The 17,031-nt window shown below is 64.8% G+C and carries 17 protein-coding genes; 5 read left to right on the forward strand and 12 right to left on the reverse strand.

Annotated features, from left to right (window positions below):
- Positions 1-162 precede the first annotated feature (162 nt).
- Positions 163-1,389 (reverse strand): lytic murein transglycosylase, encoded by a 1,227-nt coding sequence (locus QCM77_RS09820; protein ID WP_279659566.1) that lies wholly within the window; start codon positions 1,387-1,389, stop codon positions 163-165.
- Positions 1,390-1,396: 7 nt separating this feature from the next.
- A complete protein-coding gene (ettA, locus tag QCM77_RS09825; protein WP_279659565.1) occupies positions 1,397-3,046 on the reverse strand; it encodes an energy-dependent translational throttle protein EttA in 1,650 nt (549 codons plus the stop codon).
- Positions 3,047-3,278: 232 nt separating this feature from the next.
- Between ettA and QCM77_RS09830 the strand changes: the two genes are divergently transcribed.
- Both QCM77_RS09830 and QCM77_RS09835 read left to right on the forward strand, forming a co-directional pair.
- Positions 3,279-3,494, forward strand: coding sequence for a hypothetical protein (locus QCM77_RS09830; RefSeq protein ID WP_279659564.1), 216 nt, complete (start codon positions 3,279-3,281; stop codon positions 3,492-3,494).
- A 104-nt stretch (positions 3,495-3,598) separates the two neighbouring features.
- A complete protein-coding gene (locus tag QCM77_RS09835) occupies positions 3,599-4,561 on the forward strand; it encodes a D-2-hydroxyacid dehydrogenase family protein (RefSeq protein ID WP_279659563.1) in 963 nt (320 codons plus the stop codon).
- A 4-nt stretch (positions 4,562-4,565) separates the two neighbouring features.
- Here QCM77_RS09835 and QCM77_RS09840 read toward each other — a convergent pair whose 3' ends face one another.
- From QCM77_RS09840 to QCM77_RS09850, 3 genes are all read right to left on the reverse strand, one after another.
- Entirely contained in the window at positions 4,566-5,534 is a 969-nt protein-coding gene (locus QCM77_RS09840; protein WP_279683173.1) for an NAD-dependent epimerase/dehydratase family protein, read from the reverse strand.
- Positions 5,535-5,695: 161 nt separating this feature from the next.
- Complete coding sequence (locus QCM77_RS09845; RefSeq protein WP_279683175.1) at positions 5,696-6,880, reverse strand: L,D-transpeptidase; 1,185 nt, start codon at positions 6,878-6,880, stop codon at positions 5,696-5,698.
- 156 nt (positions 6,881-7,036) lie between these two features.
- Positions 7,037-7,213 (reverse strand): hypothetical protein, encoded by a 177-nt coding sequence (locus QCM77_RS09850; protein ID WP_279683177.1) that lies wholly within the window; start codon positions 7,211-7,213, stop codon positions 7,037-7,039.
- Here QCM77_RS09850 and QCM77_RS09855 point away from each other — a divergent pair.
- Complete coding sequence (locus QCM77_RS09855; RefSeq protein WP_279683179.1) at positions 7,212-8,003, forward strand: hypothetical protein; 792 nt, start codon at positions 7,212-7,214, stop codon at positions 8,001-8,003. The two genes, QCM77_RS09850 and QCM77_RS09855, sit on opposite strands and share 2 nt — an antisense overlap.
- A gap of 67 nt (positions 8,004-8,070) precedes the next feature.
- Here the strand turns inward: QCM77_RS09855 and sseA are convergent, their stop codons facing one another.
- The 3 genes from sseA to QCM77_RS09870 form a co-directional block, all read right to left on the reverse strand.
- Positions 8,071-8,922 carry a 3-mercaptopyruvate sulfurtransferase gene (gene sseA / locus QCM77_RS09860; protein WP_279659559.1) on the reverse strand — a complete coding sequence of 284 codons (852 nt, stop codon included), beginning with the start codon at positions 8,920-8,922 and terminating at the stop codon, positions 8,071-8,073.
- A 206-nt stretch (positions 8,923-9,128) separates the two neighbouring features.
- Positions 9,129-9,542 (reverse strand): rhodanese-like domain-containing protein, encoded by a 414-nt coding sequence (locus tag QCM77_RS09865; RefSeq protein ID WP_007613708.1) that lies wholly within the window; start codon positions 9,540-9,542, stop codon positions 9,129-9,131.
- A gap of 217 nt (positions 9,543-9,759) precedes the next feature.
- Complete coding sequence (locus tag QCM77_RS09870) at positions 9,760-10,935, reverse strand: vWA domain-containing protein (RefSeq protein ID WP_279659558.1); 1,176 nt, start codon at positions 10,933-10,935, stop codon at positions 9,760-9,762.
- 123 nt (positions 10,936-11,058) lie between these two features.
- On the opposite strand from QCM77_RS09870, the gene QCM77_RS09875 reads away from it, so the two are divergent.
- Both QCM77_RS09875 and QCM77_RS09880 read left to right on the forward strand, forming a co-directional pair.
- Entirely contained in the window at positions 11,059-11,304 is a 246-nt protein-coding gene (locus QCM77_RS09875; protein WP_007613712.1) for a GlsB/YeaQ/YmgE family stress response membrane protein, read from the forward strand.
- A gap of 93 nt (positions 11,305-11,397) precedes the next feature.
- Positions 11,398-12,240: an AAA family ATPase gene (locus QCM77_RS09880; RefSeq protein WP_007600695.1), complete on the forward strand. Its 843-nt coding sequence runs from the start codon at positions 11,398-11,400 to the stop codon at positions 12,238-12,240.
- Between the two features lie 907 nt (positions 12,241-13,147).
- Here the strand turns inward: QCM77_RS09880 and QCM77_RS09885 are convergent.
- The 4 genes from QCM77_RS09885 to QCM77_RS09900 all read right to left on the reverse strand — a co-directional run bounded on the left by QCM77_RS09885 (position 13,148) and on the right by QCM77_RS09900 (position 16,935).
- Entirely contained in the window at positions 13,148-13,486 is a 339-nt protein-coding gene (locus QCM77_RS09885; RefSeq protein ID WP_279659557.1) for an immunity 53 family protein, read from the reverse strand.
- 62 nt (positions 13,487-13,548) lie between these two features.
- Entirely contained in the window at positions 13,549-15,195 is a 1,647-nt protein-coding gene (locus QCM77_RS09890) for a GMC family oxidoreductase (RefSeq protein WP_279683181.1), read from the reverse strand.
- A 14-nt stretch (positions 15,196-15,209) separates the two neighbouring features.
- Positions 15,210-15,803 carry a GNAT family N-acetyltransferase gene (locus QCM77_RS09895; protein ID WP_279683182.1) on the reverse strand — a complete coding sequence of 198 codons (594 nt, stop codon included), beginning with the start codon at positions 15,801-15,803 and terminating at the stop codon, positions 15,210-15,212.
- 205 nt (positions 15,804-16,008) lie between these two features.
- Positions 16,009-16,935, reverse strand: a complete 927-nt coding sequence (locus QCM77_RS09900) for an SMP-30/gluconolactonase/LRE family protein (RefSeq protein WP_279683184.1) — start codon at positions 16,933-16,935, stop codon at positions 16,009-16,011.
- Positions 16,936-17,031: the final 96 nt, after the last annotated feature.

Consider the following 17,031-nt stretch of genomic DNA (forward strand, 5'->3'; position numbering starts at 1 on the left):
CTGCTACTGGCAGCGTCAGCGCTACTGGGATGGCTACGGCTGGACCGTCCGCCCGGTTCGCGTTTGCTACTGATCTGATCGCACGGCGTTCATGAGCGCCGCGATCGAAGCCCGGCCGAGCACCTCGGCCGGGCTTTTTCTTTGGCGAAGAGCTGCGGCTCGCTATCGCGCCGCCTGGATCGAGCGCAACACCTCTTCGCTCGGCCAGCAATCGACCTTGAGGCCTGCGGACTTCTGGTAGGCGCCGAGCGCGGCGCGCGTCTGCATGCCGGCCTTGCCGTCGATCTTGTCCTTGTAGAGCCCGACGCGCGTGAGCCCGCGCTGCATCGCCTCGACATCCTTGGTTCGCAATTGCTTCGAGGCCGACCACTGCGTCGCGAACGGCTGCGGGCTCGTCATGCGGTCGCCGAGATGACCGACGAACAGCACGTAGAGATCGGAGAAATTGTATTCCTTGATGACGAAGTAGTTCTTCGTTGTCAGGAAGGACGGGCCGTAGATGCCTTCCGGTTGCAGCAGCGAGGCCGGCTGTGCCTGCTCCGCGTCAGTGAGCTTTTGTCCGCGCACCGGCACAAAGCCTTCGCGCAGCCACTGGCCGATCGGCTTCGTCACCTCGGGCACGCCGGCGGTGCAATCGACCTTGGCCGGTGCCTGCACCTCGTAAGCCCAGCGCACGCCGCTCTGCCAGCCTTTGTTGACGAGCTGTTGCGCGGCGGAAGCCAGCGCATCCGGCACCGAATGCCAGATGTCGATGCGGCCGTCACGATCGAAATCGACGCCGTGCTTGTAATATTCCGACGGCAGGAACTGCGTGAGCCCGGTGGCGCCAGCCCAGGACGCGCGCATGTCTTTCCGCGTCACCACGCCCTCACCGAGAATTTTCAGCGAGAGGATGAACTCGTTGCGATAGGTGTCCTTGCGGCGGCCGACATAGGCCTGCGTCGCCAGCACGCGCACGAGATCGTAAGGCAGCGTGTAGCGGCCGTAATCGGTCTCGCGGCCCCAGATCGCCAGCATGACGGTGGCGGGCACGCCGGAGTTCTTCTCGATCTCGGTCAGCGCCTGACGATATTTTTGCAGCAGCCGCTGCCCCTCGCCCGCAAGCCGCGCGATCGAGGCTTCCCTGACGTAGTCGGCCGGCACCTGCACGAACTCCGCCTGCGACGGCGCACCCGTTGCGGGCCGCCCCGGCAGGATCAGATCGGGCAGCTTGTAATCAGGCTCGAGCCCGCGCGTCTCTTGCTCGAACGTCGCGCGCGACACGCCCGCGGCCTGCGCTTCCGGCCAGAGCGAGGCGATGAATTGCGTGAAGGCGGCGTCGGCGGCGCGGGCGGGCGACAGGCCACAGGTGATAGCGATCACCGCAGCTATGAGCGCCCGCCGCATCATAGTGAGGTCACCGCGTCAGCTTCTTGTACTTCACGCGATGCGGAATGATGCTGTCCTGGCCGAGACGGCGCATCTTGTCCTTCTCGTAGTCCTGGAAGTTGCCCTCGAACCATTCGACATGGCTGTCGCCTTCGAAGGCCAGGATGTGGGTCGCGATGCGATCGAGAAACCAGCGATCATGGCTGATGATGACGGCGCAGCCGGCGAAATCCTCCAGCGCCTCTTCGAGCGCTCGCAGGGTGTCGACGTCGAGATCGTTGGTCGGCTCGTCGAGCAGCAGCACGTTCGAGCCGGACTTCAGCATTTTTGCCAGATGCACGCGATTGCGTTCACCGCCCGAGAGCGCGCCGACTTTCTTCTGCTGGTCGGCGCCCTTGAAGTTGAACGACGAACAATAGCCGCGTGAATTGACTTCCCTCTTGCCGAGCAGGATCAGCTCGTTGCCGCCGGAGATCTCCTCCCACACGTTCTTGCTGCCATCGAGCGCGTCGCGCGACTGGTCGACGTAACCGAGATGAACGCTCTCGCCGACCGTGATGGTGCCCTTGTCCGGCTCTTCCTGCTTGGTGATCATCCTGAACAGCGTGGTCTTGCCGGCGCCGTTGGCGCCGATCACGCCGACGATACCGCCGGGCGGCAGCTTGAAAGTGAGATCGTCGATCAGCATGCGATCGCCGAAACCTTTGCTGAGGGCTTCGAAGTCGACCACGTTCTGACCGAGTCGCTCGGCCACTGGAATCGTGATCTGCGCGGTCTGTGTCTGCTTTTCGCTCGCCTGTTTCAGCAGTTCGTCATAGCGCTGATAGCGCGCCTTGGATTTGGCCTGGCGGGCTTTCGGCGAGGACGCGATCCATTCCTGCTCGCGGGCCAGCGTCTTCTGATGCGCGGCGTCCTCGCGGCCCTCCTGCTCGAGCCGCTTCTGCTTCTGCTGCAGCCAGGACGAGTAATTGCCCTCGTAGGGAATGCCCTTGCCGCGATCGAGCTCGAGGATCCAGCTCGTGACGTTGTCGAGGAAGTAGCGATCATGGGTGACGATCAGGATCGCGCCGGGATAGTTGCGCAGGTGACCTTCCAGCCACGACACCGACTCCGCGTCGAGATGGTTGGTCGGCTCGTCGAGCAGCAGGAGTTCGGGCTGGTCGAGCAGCAGCTTGCACAGCGCGACGCGGCGGCGCTCGCCGCCGGAGAGTTTCGACACGTCGGCATCGTCGGGCGGGCAGCGCAGCGCGTCCATGGCCTGGTCGACCTTGCTGTCGAGATCCCAGAGGCCCTGGGCCTCGATCTCGTCCTGCAGCTTGGTCATCTCGTCGGCAGTCTCCTCGGAATAATTCATCGCCAGCTCATTGTAGCGATCGAGGATGGCCTTCTGCTTGGCGACGCCCAGCATGACGTTCTCGCGCACGCTCAGCGTCGGATCGAGATGCGGCTCCTGCTCGAGATAGCCGACGCGGGCGCCCTGGGCGACCCAGGCCTCGCCGTTGTACTCCTTGTCGAGGCCGGCCATGATCTTGAGCAGCGTCGACTTGCCCGAGCCGTTGACACCGAGCACGCCGATCTTGGCGTCCGGGTAGAAGCTCAGATGGATGTTATCGAGCACCTTCCGGGTCGGGTAGCTCTTGGTCAGGCCCTGCATGAAATAGATGAACTGGCGCGCCATCGGTCCCGAAAACCTTCGATTTGAGGAAATTTGCTTGCCGCCGATGTAGCGATCCCGCCCCCAAAGGGCAATGTTTTCCCTCCGTTCACCACGGATGAATACGGGACGGACACCATCCCGCCGCCGATCCGGACAATTGAAACCATCTTTTAATAAATCAGGCCAAAGCTCGGCTTCGCGCGGAAACAGCGCCACCCGCTCAGAATGAACGGGAGCACAGCGAGACAGCGTCATGGCCATGATCGAGACCAATTCTCTTCCCGTTCCGGTAGACACCGGGAACGCGCCCGCGTTCGTCTCGGAGATCCGGGGCTTCTGGAAGCGCTTCTTCGTCACCGCTTTCAACCCCTACCGGCCCGAACTGCATTACATGCGCGGCCCCGGCCCCGCCTGGCGCGCCAAGCACGGCATGAATGCGCCGTTCCGGCTCAAGTCCCGCGACCTCTGAGCCCTTATCCCCTGTCGGATTTTTGAAGACGCGAACGGCTTGCGCAGGGTCCTGATTGCGCGCAACCATGGCTTGGTTCCACCTCTCGCCATGGATGAACGCCGATGACGCGGCTGCGCTGTGCAATTCTCGACGACTATTTCAACCTCTCCCTCGACGTCGCCGACTGGCAAAGGCTGTCCGACCGCGTCGACGTCACCGTGTTCAGCCATCCCTTCGCCTCGGAACAGGCCGCGGCCAGCGCGCTCGCCGATTTCGAGATCGTCTGCGCGATGCGCGAGCGCACACCGTTCCCCAAGAGCCTGTTCGAGAGCTTGCCGAAGCTGAAGCTGCTGCTGACATCAGGCATGCGCAACGCCTCGATTGACATCGAGGCCGCGAAGGCGCGTGGCGTCACGATCGGCGGCACGCAATATTCGCGCGATCCGACCGCGCCACTCGCCATGGGCCTGATCCTGGAACTGACCCGCGGCATCGGCCGCGAGAACGCGCGCATGCATGCGGGCGCGCCCTGGCAGACCTTTGCCGGCGTCGAGATCGAGGGGCTGACGCTCGGCATCGTCGGGCTCGGCAAGCTCGGCAACAAGATGGCGGGCATCGCGAAGGCGTTCGGCATGAACGTGATCGCCTGGAGCCCGAACCTGACGCCGGAGAAGTGCAAGGATGCCGGCGTCGGCTACGCCACCAAGGACGAGCTGTTCGCCAAGGCCGACATCATCACCATCCACGTGGTGCTGAGCGATCGCTCGCGCGGGCTGGTCGGCCGCGACGATCTCGCGCGGATGAAGCCGACGGCCTTCCTCGTCAACACCGCGCGCGGGCCGATCGTGGACGAGCAGGCGCTGCTCGAGGCGTTGCAGCAGAAGAGGATTGCAGGCGCCGGCATCGACGTGTTCTCGGTCGAGCCGCTGCCGACGGACCATCCCTTCCGCAAACTCGACAATCTCGTGCTGACGCCGCATCTCGGCTACGCCACCGAGGACGGCTTGCGCATCCACTACGGCCAGATGGTCGAGGCGATCGACGCCTTCACCAAGGGCGGCGAGCTGCCGCGGAAGCTGGCCTGAAGCCTCAGGCCGCCGAGCGGTGGCTGGTGGGCTGCCTTGCCGCATCGGCAAAGCCGTCGCGCCAGGAGGCATGCGCCGGCAGCCAGCCGAGCTCGCGCTTTGCCTTGTCGTTGGATGCTCCGCGCACCTCTGTCATCATCGCAACCATATGCTCGCCCGCAAGCAGGCGCCCGAGCCAGGCGGGAATGTGACGCGGCGGCTTGGCGCCAAGCAGTTCGGCCAGCGCGGGCAACCAATTCTTCACCTGCGCCGGATGATCGTCGACGATGTTGTAGATGCTGCCAGCGCGTCCGCGTTCAACCGCGGCAAGCGTGGCAGAGGCGGCATCTTCGGTGTGAATGAACGACCACGTGCCGCCGCCATCGCCGATCACTGGCACACGCCGGTGGCGCAGCTGGTCGATCATCGCCGGCGAGAGCGTACCGGTGCCGGGTCCATAGAAGAATCCATAGCGCAGCACGATGCCCTCCGGCTTGGTTGATGCGGTGACGCTTCGCTCCAGATACTGGATTGCCTCGAGCGTGCGTCGCAGCTCTTGCGGCGGATGCGGGTCGAGTTCATCGGCCTCGGTCTTCACCATTCCCCCGGCGCGACTGAAGGTCCAGCCGCAGAAGCTTTGCGCTATGAAGCGCTTGGCGCCGGCCTCGCGTGCGGCGTTGAGCAGAATGTCGGTTCCGCGCGTGCGGAGCTCGTTGGTTCGCGCGAAAGCCCGATCGAAATGCCGGAGGTCTGTGGCGGCCGCGAGATCTGTCATCTGGTGGATGACCGCGTCGGGCTTTGCCGCAATCACCGCAGCGCGCATGCTGTCGGCATCGAGGCCGTCGGCGACGACCGGCTCCGCACCCAATCGACGCACAAAGTCTGTTTTTGCCGCACTCCGTGTCGTGCCAATCACGGAATGACCCGCGGCGACCAGCGCCGGAACAAGATACTGACCGACCGCGCCGGTCGCGCCCGCAACAAAGATGCGCATCCTGTGCTCCTCAATTCGTTGCAATCCTCTTGGACGTAATCGAGGTGCGGAGCCGTTCAAGTAAGGCATGCGCAAGTAAGGCATGCGCGCATGCGTCAAATGATTACGGCGCGTGACCGAAGTTCACGCGCCGTAATCAGATCAATTCCTGCAAGGCCGGTTCAGCGCACGGTGACCGGCGCGGGCAGCGGCGGCACCACCGTCGGCTGGGTGCCCCCGACCGGACCGGCCTGGGCGGCCATCGGAGCCGGACCAGCGGCGCCGGGGATGGGCGCAGCGGAGGCAGTCGCCGTTCCCGGTGGCGGGCCACCCGGCATCACCACCACGCGGGTGCCGACCTTGACGCGATCGAACAGGTCGGAGACGTCCTCGTTCAGCATGCCGATGCAGCCGGAGGACACGAACTTGCCGATCGTCGAGGGCTGGTTGGTGCCGTGGATGCGGTAGACGGTCGAGCCGAGATACATCGCGCGGGCGCCGAGCGGATTGCCGGGGCCGCCGGCCATGAAGCGCGGCAGATAGGGCTGGCGCTCGATCATCTCCGTCGGCGGATGCCAATCCGGCCACTCGGCCTTGCGGGTGATCTTCTGCACGCCGGTCCAGGTGAAGCCATCGCGGCCGACGCGAACGCCGTAGCGGACCGCACGGCCGTTACCGAGCACGTAATAGAGATAGGTATTCGGGGTATCGACGATGAGCGTTCCGGCCGGCTCCTTGGTCGCGAGCGAGACCTCCTGACGGCGCAGGTTCTGCGGCAACTGCGCCGGAGCGGCGTCGGGCTGCTCCTCGGGCGGCAGCGAGGCGATCGACATCGGCCGGCCATCGGCGCCAACGGGGGGCTGACCAGCCTGGACCGTTCCGGTCGCGGCGGGACCACCAACGGCCTCCGGCGGACGCAGGCCGTCGCTACCGGGCGCCTGGCCCGGACGATCGGCGTAGATCACCGCGGGCGGACCGGCGGGGCGACCGTAGCGGGGATCGTCGGGCGACGTCACGGGACCCTGCGGCGGCGCGGCTGAGTAGACGGGGGCGCCTGCGGGACGTCCATAACGGGGATCATCCGGCGACATCACCGGGCCCTGCGGCGGAGCAGCCGAATAGACCGGAGGACCAGCCGGACGGCCGTAGCGCGGGTCCGGACCAGGCGGCGGCAGCGCCGCCTGCGGCATCGCGTCGTCGTCATCTTCCAGCGCGTCGAAATTCGGCGTGCGGTCGCCGGGCCGATATTCGGCCGGCGCGCCATAGCCCGGGGCCTGCTGGACCGGATAGCTCTGAGCCTGTGCGAGCGAGGTTCCCGCCGCAGCGACTGTTGCGGCAGCGCATATCGTCAGAAAATGTTTGATCATCATCGCTCTTGTATAGTCCCCGGGCCCCGTCCGGACCATTAACGGCCAGATGACCGAAGATAGCGGCACATTCAAGACATTACAGGCTGATTTGTGCCTGATTTGCCGATTTGTGATCCGCAAGACTACCGTTAAGACTACCGTTGCCCCGTTGCATCACGGGACGAAAATCAACGCACGCCTGAGATCGCCAGTCGCCGGCTCCATTTTTTGCGGAACGGCGCGGAATCGTTGCGGTATGTTCGAATCAGCCTGATTCGCCTCCGCTTTGAGCTTCGATCCCCGCGTGGCGAACGCGGCAAGCAGTACCGTCACCGCGTTCAGATGGCTCATGGGCCCTGGCCACTTCGCCGCCGGGGCGGAAATTCGCAATCCCTCGATGCTTCCCGGCTTTCGCTTCCTGTTTGCCGCGATCCTGCTGTCAGCCTCCATCCTGGTGTTCGGCCTGGGCGCCGCCGCGCTGCTGCGCGCGACCCATGAGCAGTATGTCAGCAACCCCTCCTGGCGGAACGGTCCGCAGGAGCAGGTGTTTGCGCAAGCTCCCGAGCCGGCCCAGCCGGTGCTCGCGGCACTCCGCGCCGAGCCGGAGGCGGCCGAGCCCACGCCGTCGCTGCGTGACCAGGTGCCGACGATCGGATTGCCAGCGAGCGAGCCCGAGCAGGTCGTGGCGCTGACGACCGCGACCGACGTTCAGCCGCAGGTCGTTGCACCTCCGGCCGACGTCCCGGCCGAGGCGACGACGGATGCCGCAGCGCCAGCTCCCGCCGACACGCTCACCCCGGCCGACACCACGGCATCGATCCCCGAGACCAAGCCAGCCGCTGTCGCGAGCGCCAGCGCGCCGGCCCCGGCCGATCCCAGTGCCGCCCTCGCTTCCTCCGCGCTCGATATTGCCTCGGCCAAGGTGGCCGCGCTGAACGACCCCACGACCACCGCCTGGAAGGATCCGCCGGCGAAGGGCAAGGCCGCCGCCAGCGTGCCGGAGAGCAAGGCGACCAAGCGGCAGGCGAAGGCGAAGAAGCGGCACCGCGTGGTGCGGCGCCCCCCGCCTCAGCAACTCCAGCAGCAGCTCGACCCGTTTGGGCAGCAGCAGACCTTCACTACGACCACCCGCACGCGCTGACGCTTCACCTCTTCCCGCAAGAGCGGGGCGAGGGAGCGCACCTTCAGCGCGGCAACAGTCGGGCAGCTCATGCCGGCCCGGTCGCGACCGGCGGGCCGCCGGCCTGACCCCATTCCGACCATGAGCCGTCATAGAGCGCGGTGTCGGTGATGCCGAGGCGATAGAGCGCCAGCGTCAGCACACCGGCAGAGACGCCGGAGCCGCAGCTCGTCACGATCGGCGCATCGAGCTTGACGCCGGCGTTCGTGAAGGCGGCGCGGAGATCGTCGAGCGGCTTCATCGTTCCGGTCGCGGCATCGAACAGCAGATTGTAGGGCACGTTGCGGGCGCCGGGGATGTGGCCGGAGCGGATGCCCGGACGCGGCTCGGGCGCGCGGCCTTCGAAGCGATCGGCAGCGCGCGCGTCGATCACCTGCTCGGCGTGGCTTGCGACGTTGCCGATCAGCTGCTGCATGCTGCGCACGCGTTTTGAATCGTAGCTCGCCTTGAAGGTCGCAGGCCTAGGCTTCGTCTCGCCAGTCTCGGTCGCACGCCCTTCGGCACGCCACTTCTTCAGGCCGCCGTTGAGGATGCGCACATTGCTGTGGCCGTAGGACAGGAACATCCACCACGCGCGCGGCGCTGCGACCCAGCCGCCGGCATCGTAAATCACCACGGTGTCGGCATTGGAGATGCCGAGATTGCCGACGTCACGGCCGAACTGCTCGGCGCTCGGATACATGTGCGGCAGCGGGTTGGAATGGTCCGAGACCGCATCGACGTCGAAGAACACCGCGCCCGGCAGATGCGCGGCGAGATAATCATCCTTCGGCAATGGCAGCACGCCCGGCAGCTTGAAGCTGGCGTCGATCACCTTGACGTTGGTGTCGTCGATGTGGGCGGCGAGCCATTCGGTGGAGACGAGGGGATCGGTGGTCATCGGCGTTTCCTTGTGGTCATTCCGGCGCGCGCACAGCGCGGGCGAGGTTGAAGCAGGGCGCGGCAAACTCCACTGTCATCGTCCGGCTTGACCGGGCGATCCAGTATTCCAGAGGCGGTAGTGATTGAGCGGAAGGGCCGCGGCGTACTGGATTCCCCGCTTCCGCGGGGAATGACGCCGGAGATGGAGCAACGGCGAAACACCCCTCAGCCCTTCTTCTTCGGCTCCCACTGCTCCACCGGCCCGCCGGCGTCGCGCCAGGCGGCGTAGCCGCCGGCGATGTGGGCGACGGGTTTGAGGCCCATGTCCTGCGCGGTCTTGGCGGCGAGCGCGGAGCGCAGGCCGCCGGCGCAGTGGAACACGAACTTCTTGTCCTCCTGGAACACCGGCTTCGCATACGGGCTCTGCGGATCAATCCAGAATTCGAGCATGCCGCGGGTGCAGGCGAACGCGCCGGGGATGCGGCCGTCGCGCTCGATCTCGCGGGGATCGCGGATGTCGACGATGACGACGTCGCCGTTTTTGGAGATCTCGATGGCGTCCTTGGCGGTGAGCGTCTCGATCTCGGCATTGGCCTCGTCGATCAGCGCCTTGATGCCGCGGGTGATGGTCTGGGGCATGTGGCTCTCCCTCTTGTTCTGTCGCCAATCCTAGGCGATCTGCCGGAGGCGGTGGTCACCTCTTCCGCTTGCGGGAGAGGTCGCGGAGCGAAGCGACGCGGGTGAGGGCTCTCTCCTCTAGGGAAGCGTCGCCCGTGGAGAGACCCTCTCCCCGACCCTCCCCCGCAAGCGGGGGAGGGAGCGCGGTCCCATCGCCGATGGAGCGCCTCGTCATGAGCTAGTGCGTCAATTCCTTCATCGCACCTTCCAGACCTTCAATCGTGATCGGATACATGCGGTTGGCGAAGATGCGCTTGATGATGGTGGTGGATTCCGAATAGTCCCAGTGCTTCTGAGCGACCGGGTTCAGCCACACCGAATGCGGATAGGTGTGGATGATGCGGTCGAGCCAGACCGAGCCAGGCTCCTCGTTGACGTGTTCGACCGAGCCGCCGGGCACCATGATCTCGTAAGGCGACATCGAGGCGTCGCCGACGAACACGATCTTGTAGTCGTGCGGGTATTTATGCAGCACGTCCCAGGTCGGGGTGCGATCGGTGAAACGGCGCTTGTTCTGCTTCCACACGCCTTCATAGAGGCAGTTGTGGAAGTAGAAATACTCCATATGCTTGAACTCGCTCTTCGCCGCTGAGAACAGCTCTTCGACCTGCTCGATATGCGCGTCCATCGAGCCGCCGATATCGAAGAACACCAGCAGCTTCACGGCGTTGCGCCGCTCGGGCCGCATGTGGACGTCGAGATAGCCGTGATTGGCGGTCTCGCGGATGGTGGTGTCGAGATCGAGCTCGTCCGGCGCGCCGGTGCGCGCGAACTTGCGCAGGCGGCGCAGCGCCACCTTGATGTTGCGGATGCCGAGCTCGACATTGCCGTCGAGATCCTTGAACTCGCGCTTGTCCCACACCTTCACGGCGCGGTTGTTGCGGTTTTTCTCCTGGCCGATGCGGACGCCTTCGGGATTGTAACCGTGGGCGCCGAACGGCGAGGTGCCGGCGGTGCCGATCCACTTGCTTCCGCCTTGGTGCCGGCCCTTCTGCTCCTCGAGGCGCTTCTTCAGGGTCTCCATGAGCTTGTCCCAGCCCATGGCCTCGATCTGCTTCTTCTCGTCGTCCGTCAGGTATTTCTCGGCGAGCTTCTTCAGCCACTCCGCGGGGATCTCGGCGCCTTCCATCGCGTCGAGCAGGCTTTCCAGCCCCTTGAACACGGTGCCGAAGACGCGGTCGAACTTGTCGAGGTTGCGCTCGTCCTTCACCAGCGAGGCGCGCGACAGATAATAGAAGTTCTCGACCGTGTAGTCCGCCAGATCGGCGTCGAGCGCCTCCATCAGCGTGAGGTATTCGCGCAGCGTCACGGGGACCTGCGCATCGCGCAGAGAAGTGAAGAATTGCAGGAACATGGGTGACAGATTGCCCGTCGGGGGGCGAACGTCAAGGGGCGGAGGCCGCTGCTCTGCGCTGGACCGGGAGGCTTTTTGCTCTAGAATTCGCGGTCTCATGGGGTTGTTTTGGGGACGTTTGCAATGGGAATTCTCGCAGCGCTCATCATTGGCGCGATCGCCGGCTGGCTCGCCGGCAAGATTGTCCATGGGGCGGGATTTGGACTGATCGGCAACATCGTTGTCGGTATCATCGGCGCGCTCGTGGCGAGCTGGATTCTGCCTCAGCTGCATATCCAGCTCGCAACGGGCACGGTCGGGGCCATCGTGGATGCCACGATTGGCGCAGTGATTGTGCTCGTCATCCTTTCGCTGATAAAACGGGTCTGAAAGCCTGACCGAACCAGGAACGGCCGCCACGCGCGGCCGTTCCCATGTCGCGACCGGGGCGATGCCTGGGCCGACGATCAACAAGGACGCGCGATGAAATTTACCGGCACCAAGGACTATGTTGCGACCGACGATCTCAAGGTCGCCGTCAATGCCTCGATCGTGCTGGAGCGTCCGCTGCTCATCAAGGGCGAGCCCGGCACCGGCAAGACGGTGCTGGCGGAGGAAGTTGCGAAGGCGCTGAACGCCCCGCTTCTGACCTGGCACATCAAGTCCACCACCAAGGCGCAGCAGGGTCTCTACGAATACGACGCGGTGTCGCGCCTGCGCGACAGCCAGCTCGGCGATGCGCGGGTGTCCGACATCAAGAACTACATCAAGCGCGGCAAGCTGTGGGACGCCTTCACCGCCGAGCAGCGCCCGGTGCTGCTGATCGACGAGATCGACAAGGCCGACATCGAATTCCCGAACGACCTGCTGCTCGAGCTCGACCGCATGGAATTCCATGTCTACGAGACCGGCGAGACGATCAAGGCGAAGCAGCGCCCGATCATGATGATCACCTCCAACAACGAGAAGGAGCTACCGGACGCGTTCCTGCGCCGCTGCTTCTTCCACTACATCAAGTTCCCCGACGCCGACACCATGACCCGGATCGTCGACGTCCACTTCCCCGGCATCAAGAAGCGCCTGGTCGAGGAAGCCTTGCGCATCTTCTTCGAGGTCCGCGAGGTGCCCGGCCTGAAGAAGAAGCCCTCCACCTCCGAGCTGCTCGACTGGCTCAAGCTGCTGCTCAACGAAGACATGAGCGTCGAGCAGCTCAGGGAACGCGACCCGCGAAAGCTGATCCCGCCGCTGCACGGCGCGCTGCTCAAGAACGAGCAGGACGTGCATCTGTTCGAGCGGTTGGCGTTCCTGAGCCGACGGGAAGTGTAGGCCACAGCGCCTCCGCACGCTCGCCTCGCAAACTTGAAGCCCCATGCAAACCACAGGGTCGTCCTGGCGAAAGCCAGGACCCATACCGCGTGATCTATCGATTGAGACTCCGCGGCTAGTACCGCCCACCAAACCAAACCCTGTGGTAATGGGTCCTGGCCTTCGCCAGGACGACATTGGAGAGGCATCGCGCTTCAACACACCCGCATCCTAAATCGCAGACACGCCTTCGCGTCCTCGCGGCGCATTCCGCCCGAGCTATGCTCTCTCCGTCACCCCTTTGAATACAGAGGGTGCAGGGAAGGCCGGGTGCCGGCTTGGCACCCACGGTCCGCTGTGCGCATGTAGCGCAAAAGGACTGCACAGCGGCATACAGGCGAAGCCCAACACACGGCCTTCCCTGCGCAATGGTTGGACGGCTTATGCCGTGCCCTCCCGGGAGCCGAGTTCGTTCTGGCCTCCCTCGCTCCAGCGAAATTCGCCGGCACCGCGCCGGTTGACGCGACTGCCGCCTTCGCCAAAGCTTGACCGTAGCAACGACGGCCAGGACCACACGGTTTTGCCGTACGCACGGTTCGCTTGTTCGCCGCATGATCTCCCGGCGTTGTCGACGTTGCCGGAAAAATGCTGGCGAGACGAACCTTGCAGCGCCGTCGTCCGCACGAAGCCTTAGGGCTCACGGAGAGCAATCCGCCCTGCCCTCAGCCGCTCGTGCCGACGCTGCCGCGTCCACCGCAACCCGGCCCGCGTTTCGAACGACTCGCGAACCGCCCCTCTTCGTCGGGCCGGGCTGTTTCAATGTATGCCGCAATTCCGAATTTCGGTAAAGTGGAATATTTTTGTGGGGAGGGGTTGACGGGGTGGCGGGTGTTTTGCCCGACGGGCCAAGTAGCCCGGACCATCCGGTCTACCTTGCGGGATTTTCGACCTGCTCCGCCGGAGAAGTTTCGGCCCAGCGCAAGAAGACCGAAATGACTTCGCGGAGCCTATTGGGAGGGCACATACCCGTGAACACATCGTCCTTCACGCGACAATGGAAAAACTCCCGGTGATCACTTGATTGAGGCTCGGCAATTTCTTCGAAAGTCCAACCGGACAAATAGGTATCTCTAAGCTCCACCTTGAAGCTCCAGCCGGGATTGTCCAACGTCTCGATCGTTATGCCGTAGGTGTGTTCCCAATCTCCATTGCATTGAGCCGCATACCAACGCTCCAGTCGTTCAAGCATGTTGCCTGCGTCGTGCATTGGATTTCTTTCTCTTGGATGATCAGCTGTAGCGTGGATAACCCACCTTGCGAAGACGTGCCCTACGCCACCGCCGCATCCGGCACGCGCGCCGCTTCCATCGGCTGCTTGCCGCGGATGAGGTCCGAGGCGCGGTCGGCGATCATCATGGTCGACGCATTCAAATTCGCCGAGATCATGCGCGGCATCACCGAGGCGTCGATGACGCGGAGGCCTTCGAGGCCGTGGACGCGGAGCTGGTCGTCGACCACGGCCCAGGTCGAGTCCGCGGGACCCATGCGGCAGGTGCAGCCGGGGTGGAAGGTGGTGGTGCCGCGTTCGGTGGCGGCGGCCAGGAACTCGTCGTCGGTGTTGATGTTCGGGCCGGGGAAATCCTCGTAGGCGTAATAGGGCGACAAGGGCGCGGACTTCAGGAGCCTGCGCGCGAGCTTCATGCCGCCGACGATGACGCGGCGGTCGAGCTCGGCGTCGAGATAATTGGTCTGGATGATCGGCGGCGCAAACGGATCGTTGGAGCGGATGCGGACATAGCCGCGGCTCTCCGGGCGCTGCTGCCAGGACGCGACGGTCATGCCGGGCTCATCCTCGAGCTGGCCCTGCACGCCCTCCTTGTAGCTCGCAGGCGTGAAGGTGAGCTGGAGATCGGAGCTGTCGGCACTCTCGCCGGAATGCCAGAAGCAATAGACCATGGTCGGCGACAGCGAGAGCAGGCCGCGGCGCGTGGTCGCCCATTTCAGCGCCTCGATCCAGAGCGAGATGCCGCGGCGAAGCTCGTTGATGGTCTTGATGTCTTTGACGCGCGCCACCGTGCGCGGGGCGTAATGATCCTGCAGGCCTTCGCCGACCGGCAGCGCGTGACGCACGTCGATGCCATGCGCATGCAAGAGGTCGGGCGAGCCGATGCCGGAGAGCTGAAGCAGCTGCGGCGAATTATAAGTGCCGCCGGAGAGGATCACTTCCTTGTTGGCGCGGACCTCGACCGGCGTGCCGCCAGAGCCGCCCTTCATGTAGCGCACACCGACGGCGCGCTTGCCCTCAAAAATGATCTCGGTCGCGTGCGCGTGGGTGCGCACATGCACGTTGGGCCGCTTCATCGCCGGCTTGAGGAACGCGGTCGAGCCGGAGACGCGCAAGCCCTTGTCGATGGTGCGCTGGCAGTAGGAGACGCCTTCCTGGGTCTTGCCGTTGTAATCGGGGTTGCGGGGAATGCCGAGCGAGACCGCGCCTTCCATGAAGGCTTCGCAGAGCGGATCGCGCCACTCCATCGTGGTGACGGTGAGATTGCCGTCGCGGCCGCGATAGGTGTCCTCGCCCTCGCCGACCCGCTTCTCCAATCGTTTGAAGTACGGCAGCACGTCGGCATAGCCCCAGCCGCGATTGCCCATCTGCGCCCAGGTGTCGAAATCCATCCGCTGGCCGCGGTTGTAGATGTGACCGTTGATCGAGGACGAGCCGCCGAGCGTCTTGCCGCGCGGCGCGTAGATGCTGCGCCCGCCGGTCCAGGGCCCGACCTCCTGCTGGTAGGCCCAGTTGATGCTCTTCATGTGGAAGGTCTTGATGAAGCCCGCCGGCAGATGGATGTAGGGATGCCAGTCGCTCGGGCCCGCTTCGAGCACGCAGACGCTGGTCGAGGGGTCTTCGCTCAGCCGGCTGGTAAGCACGCAACCGGCGGAGCCCGCGCCGACGATCACATAGTCAAATCTATCCATGGTGCCTCGGCCGCTCAGCGCGGCTTGTCGTTGAGTTGATATTCGAGATGCGTTCGCACGGTCGGCCATTCGGCTGCGGTGATGCTGTAGACCACGGTGTCGCGCAGCGCGCCGTTCGGCGCGACCTGGTGGCTGCGCAAGATGCCGTCCTGCTTGGCGCCCAGGCGCTCGATGGCGCGGCGGCTCTGGTGATTGAAGAAATGCGTGCGGAATTCCACTGCGATGCAGTTCAGGGTTTCGAAGGCATGGGTGAGCAGCAGGAGCTTGCACTGCGTGTTGAGCGGGCCGCGCTGCGCGCTCTTGCCATACCAGGTCGAGCCGATCTCGACGCGGCGATTGGCGGCATCGATGTTCATGTAGGTCGTCTGGCCTACGATCTTGCCGCCCGCGTCGAACACGGTGAAGGGGAGCATCGAGCCCGCGACTTGCAAGGCCAGCCGGCGGTCGATCTCCTTGGTCAAATTGTCCGGTGTCGGGATCGCGGTGTACCAGATCGTGGAGAGCTCGCCGTCCTTCACGGCCTCGGTCAGCCCCTCGCGGTGCTGATGCGACAGCGGCTCCAGACGGGCGTGCGGTCCACGCAATGTGACGGGATCAGGCCAGGGCATTTTGAAGTCTCCTTACGTCATTGCGCGGCGAGGCACCGGGGCTGCCAGTCCCTCATCCTGAGGAGCGCGGAACGCGCGTCTCGAAGGATGAAGGCCCCGCCCAGAACATCCATTTGGGCCTCGCCCTTCGAGACGCGCGCGAAGAGCGCGCTCTCAGGGTGAGGGTCTGCTGGTTGCTTTGCCTCGCTCGCAATGACGGCTTGGCTCACTTGTTCAAGAAATTCAACGGCAATCCGCCGCGCGGCCAGTCCATGGCGATCAGCTCGCCCCTGCCTGACAGCGTGATGTAGGCGGTTTTCAGCCCCTCGCCGCCGAAGGCGATGTTGGTGGTGACGCGGTCGCCGGTCGGGACCTGCTCGACCAGAGTGCCATCGGGCGCGATCACCGAGATGCAGCCGGAGACGAGGGTGGCGACGCAGACATTGCCGCCGGCTTCCACCGCGAGCGAGTCGAACATCTGGTAGCCGCCGAGGCCGCAGATCGGCGTTCCCCGCTCGCCGCGATAGATCACGTCGCGCGGCTTGAGGGTGCCGGGCGCGGAGAGTTCGTAGGCCCAGAGCCGCCCCGTCGGCGTCTCCGCGATGTAGACGGTGTTTTCGTCCGGCGACAGCCCGATGCCGTTTGCCGGCAGCACGCCATGCACGACCTCGACGATCTCTGTCATGCCGGGCTTGAGGTAGTACATGCCGCCGACGTCCATCTCGCGCGCGCGGCGTTTTCCGAGATCGGAGAACCAGAGGCCGCCCTGCTTGTCGAACACCAGATCGTTCGGCCCGCGCAGATCGTGCCCGCCGCAACTCGTCACCACGGTCTCGATCTTGCCCGATTGCAGATCGACGCGCTGGATCGAGCCGCCCTGATAATCGTCCGGCTGCGGACCCGGCATGATCATGTTGCGGGTCGGAATCCAGGAGAAGCCGCCATTGTTGCAGATGTAGACCTTGCCGTCAGGACCGAGCGCCGCGCCGTTCGGGCCGCCCGGAATCTTCGCGACGATCTCCTTGCGGCCGTCGGGTGAGATGCGGGTCAGGCGCTGGCCGCGGATTTCCACCAGCACCACCGAGCCGTCCGGCATCACGACCGGCCCTTCGGGAAATTCGAGGTCGGTAGCGAGAACGCGGACGTTGGACATGTGGGCCCTCCCGGCTGCTTGTTTTGACTTGCACGGGATGTCCGGCACGGGCCCCACACGCAAGATTTGCCTGCGGTTATGACAAAGTCACCGGGG

Origin of the sequence: Bradyrhizobium nivariense (assembly GCF_029846695.2) — a bacterium.
Classification (GTDB): domain Bacteria; phylum Pseudomonadota; class Alphaproteobacteria; order Rhizobiales; family Xanthobacteraceae; genus Bradyrhizobium.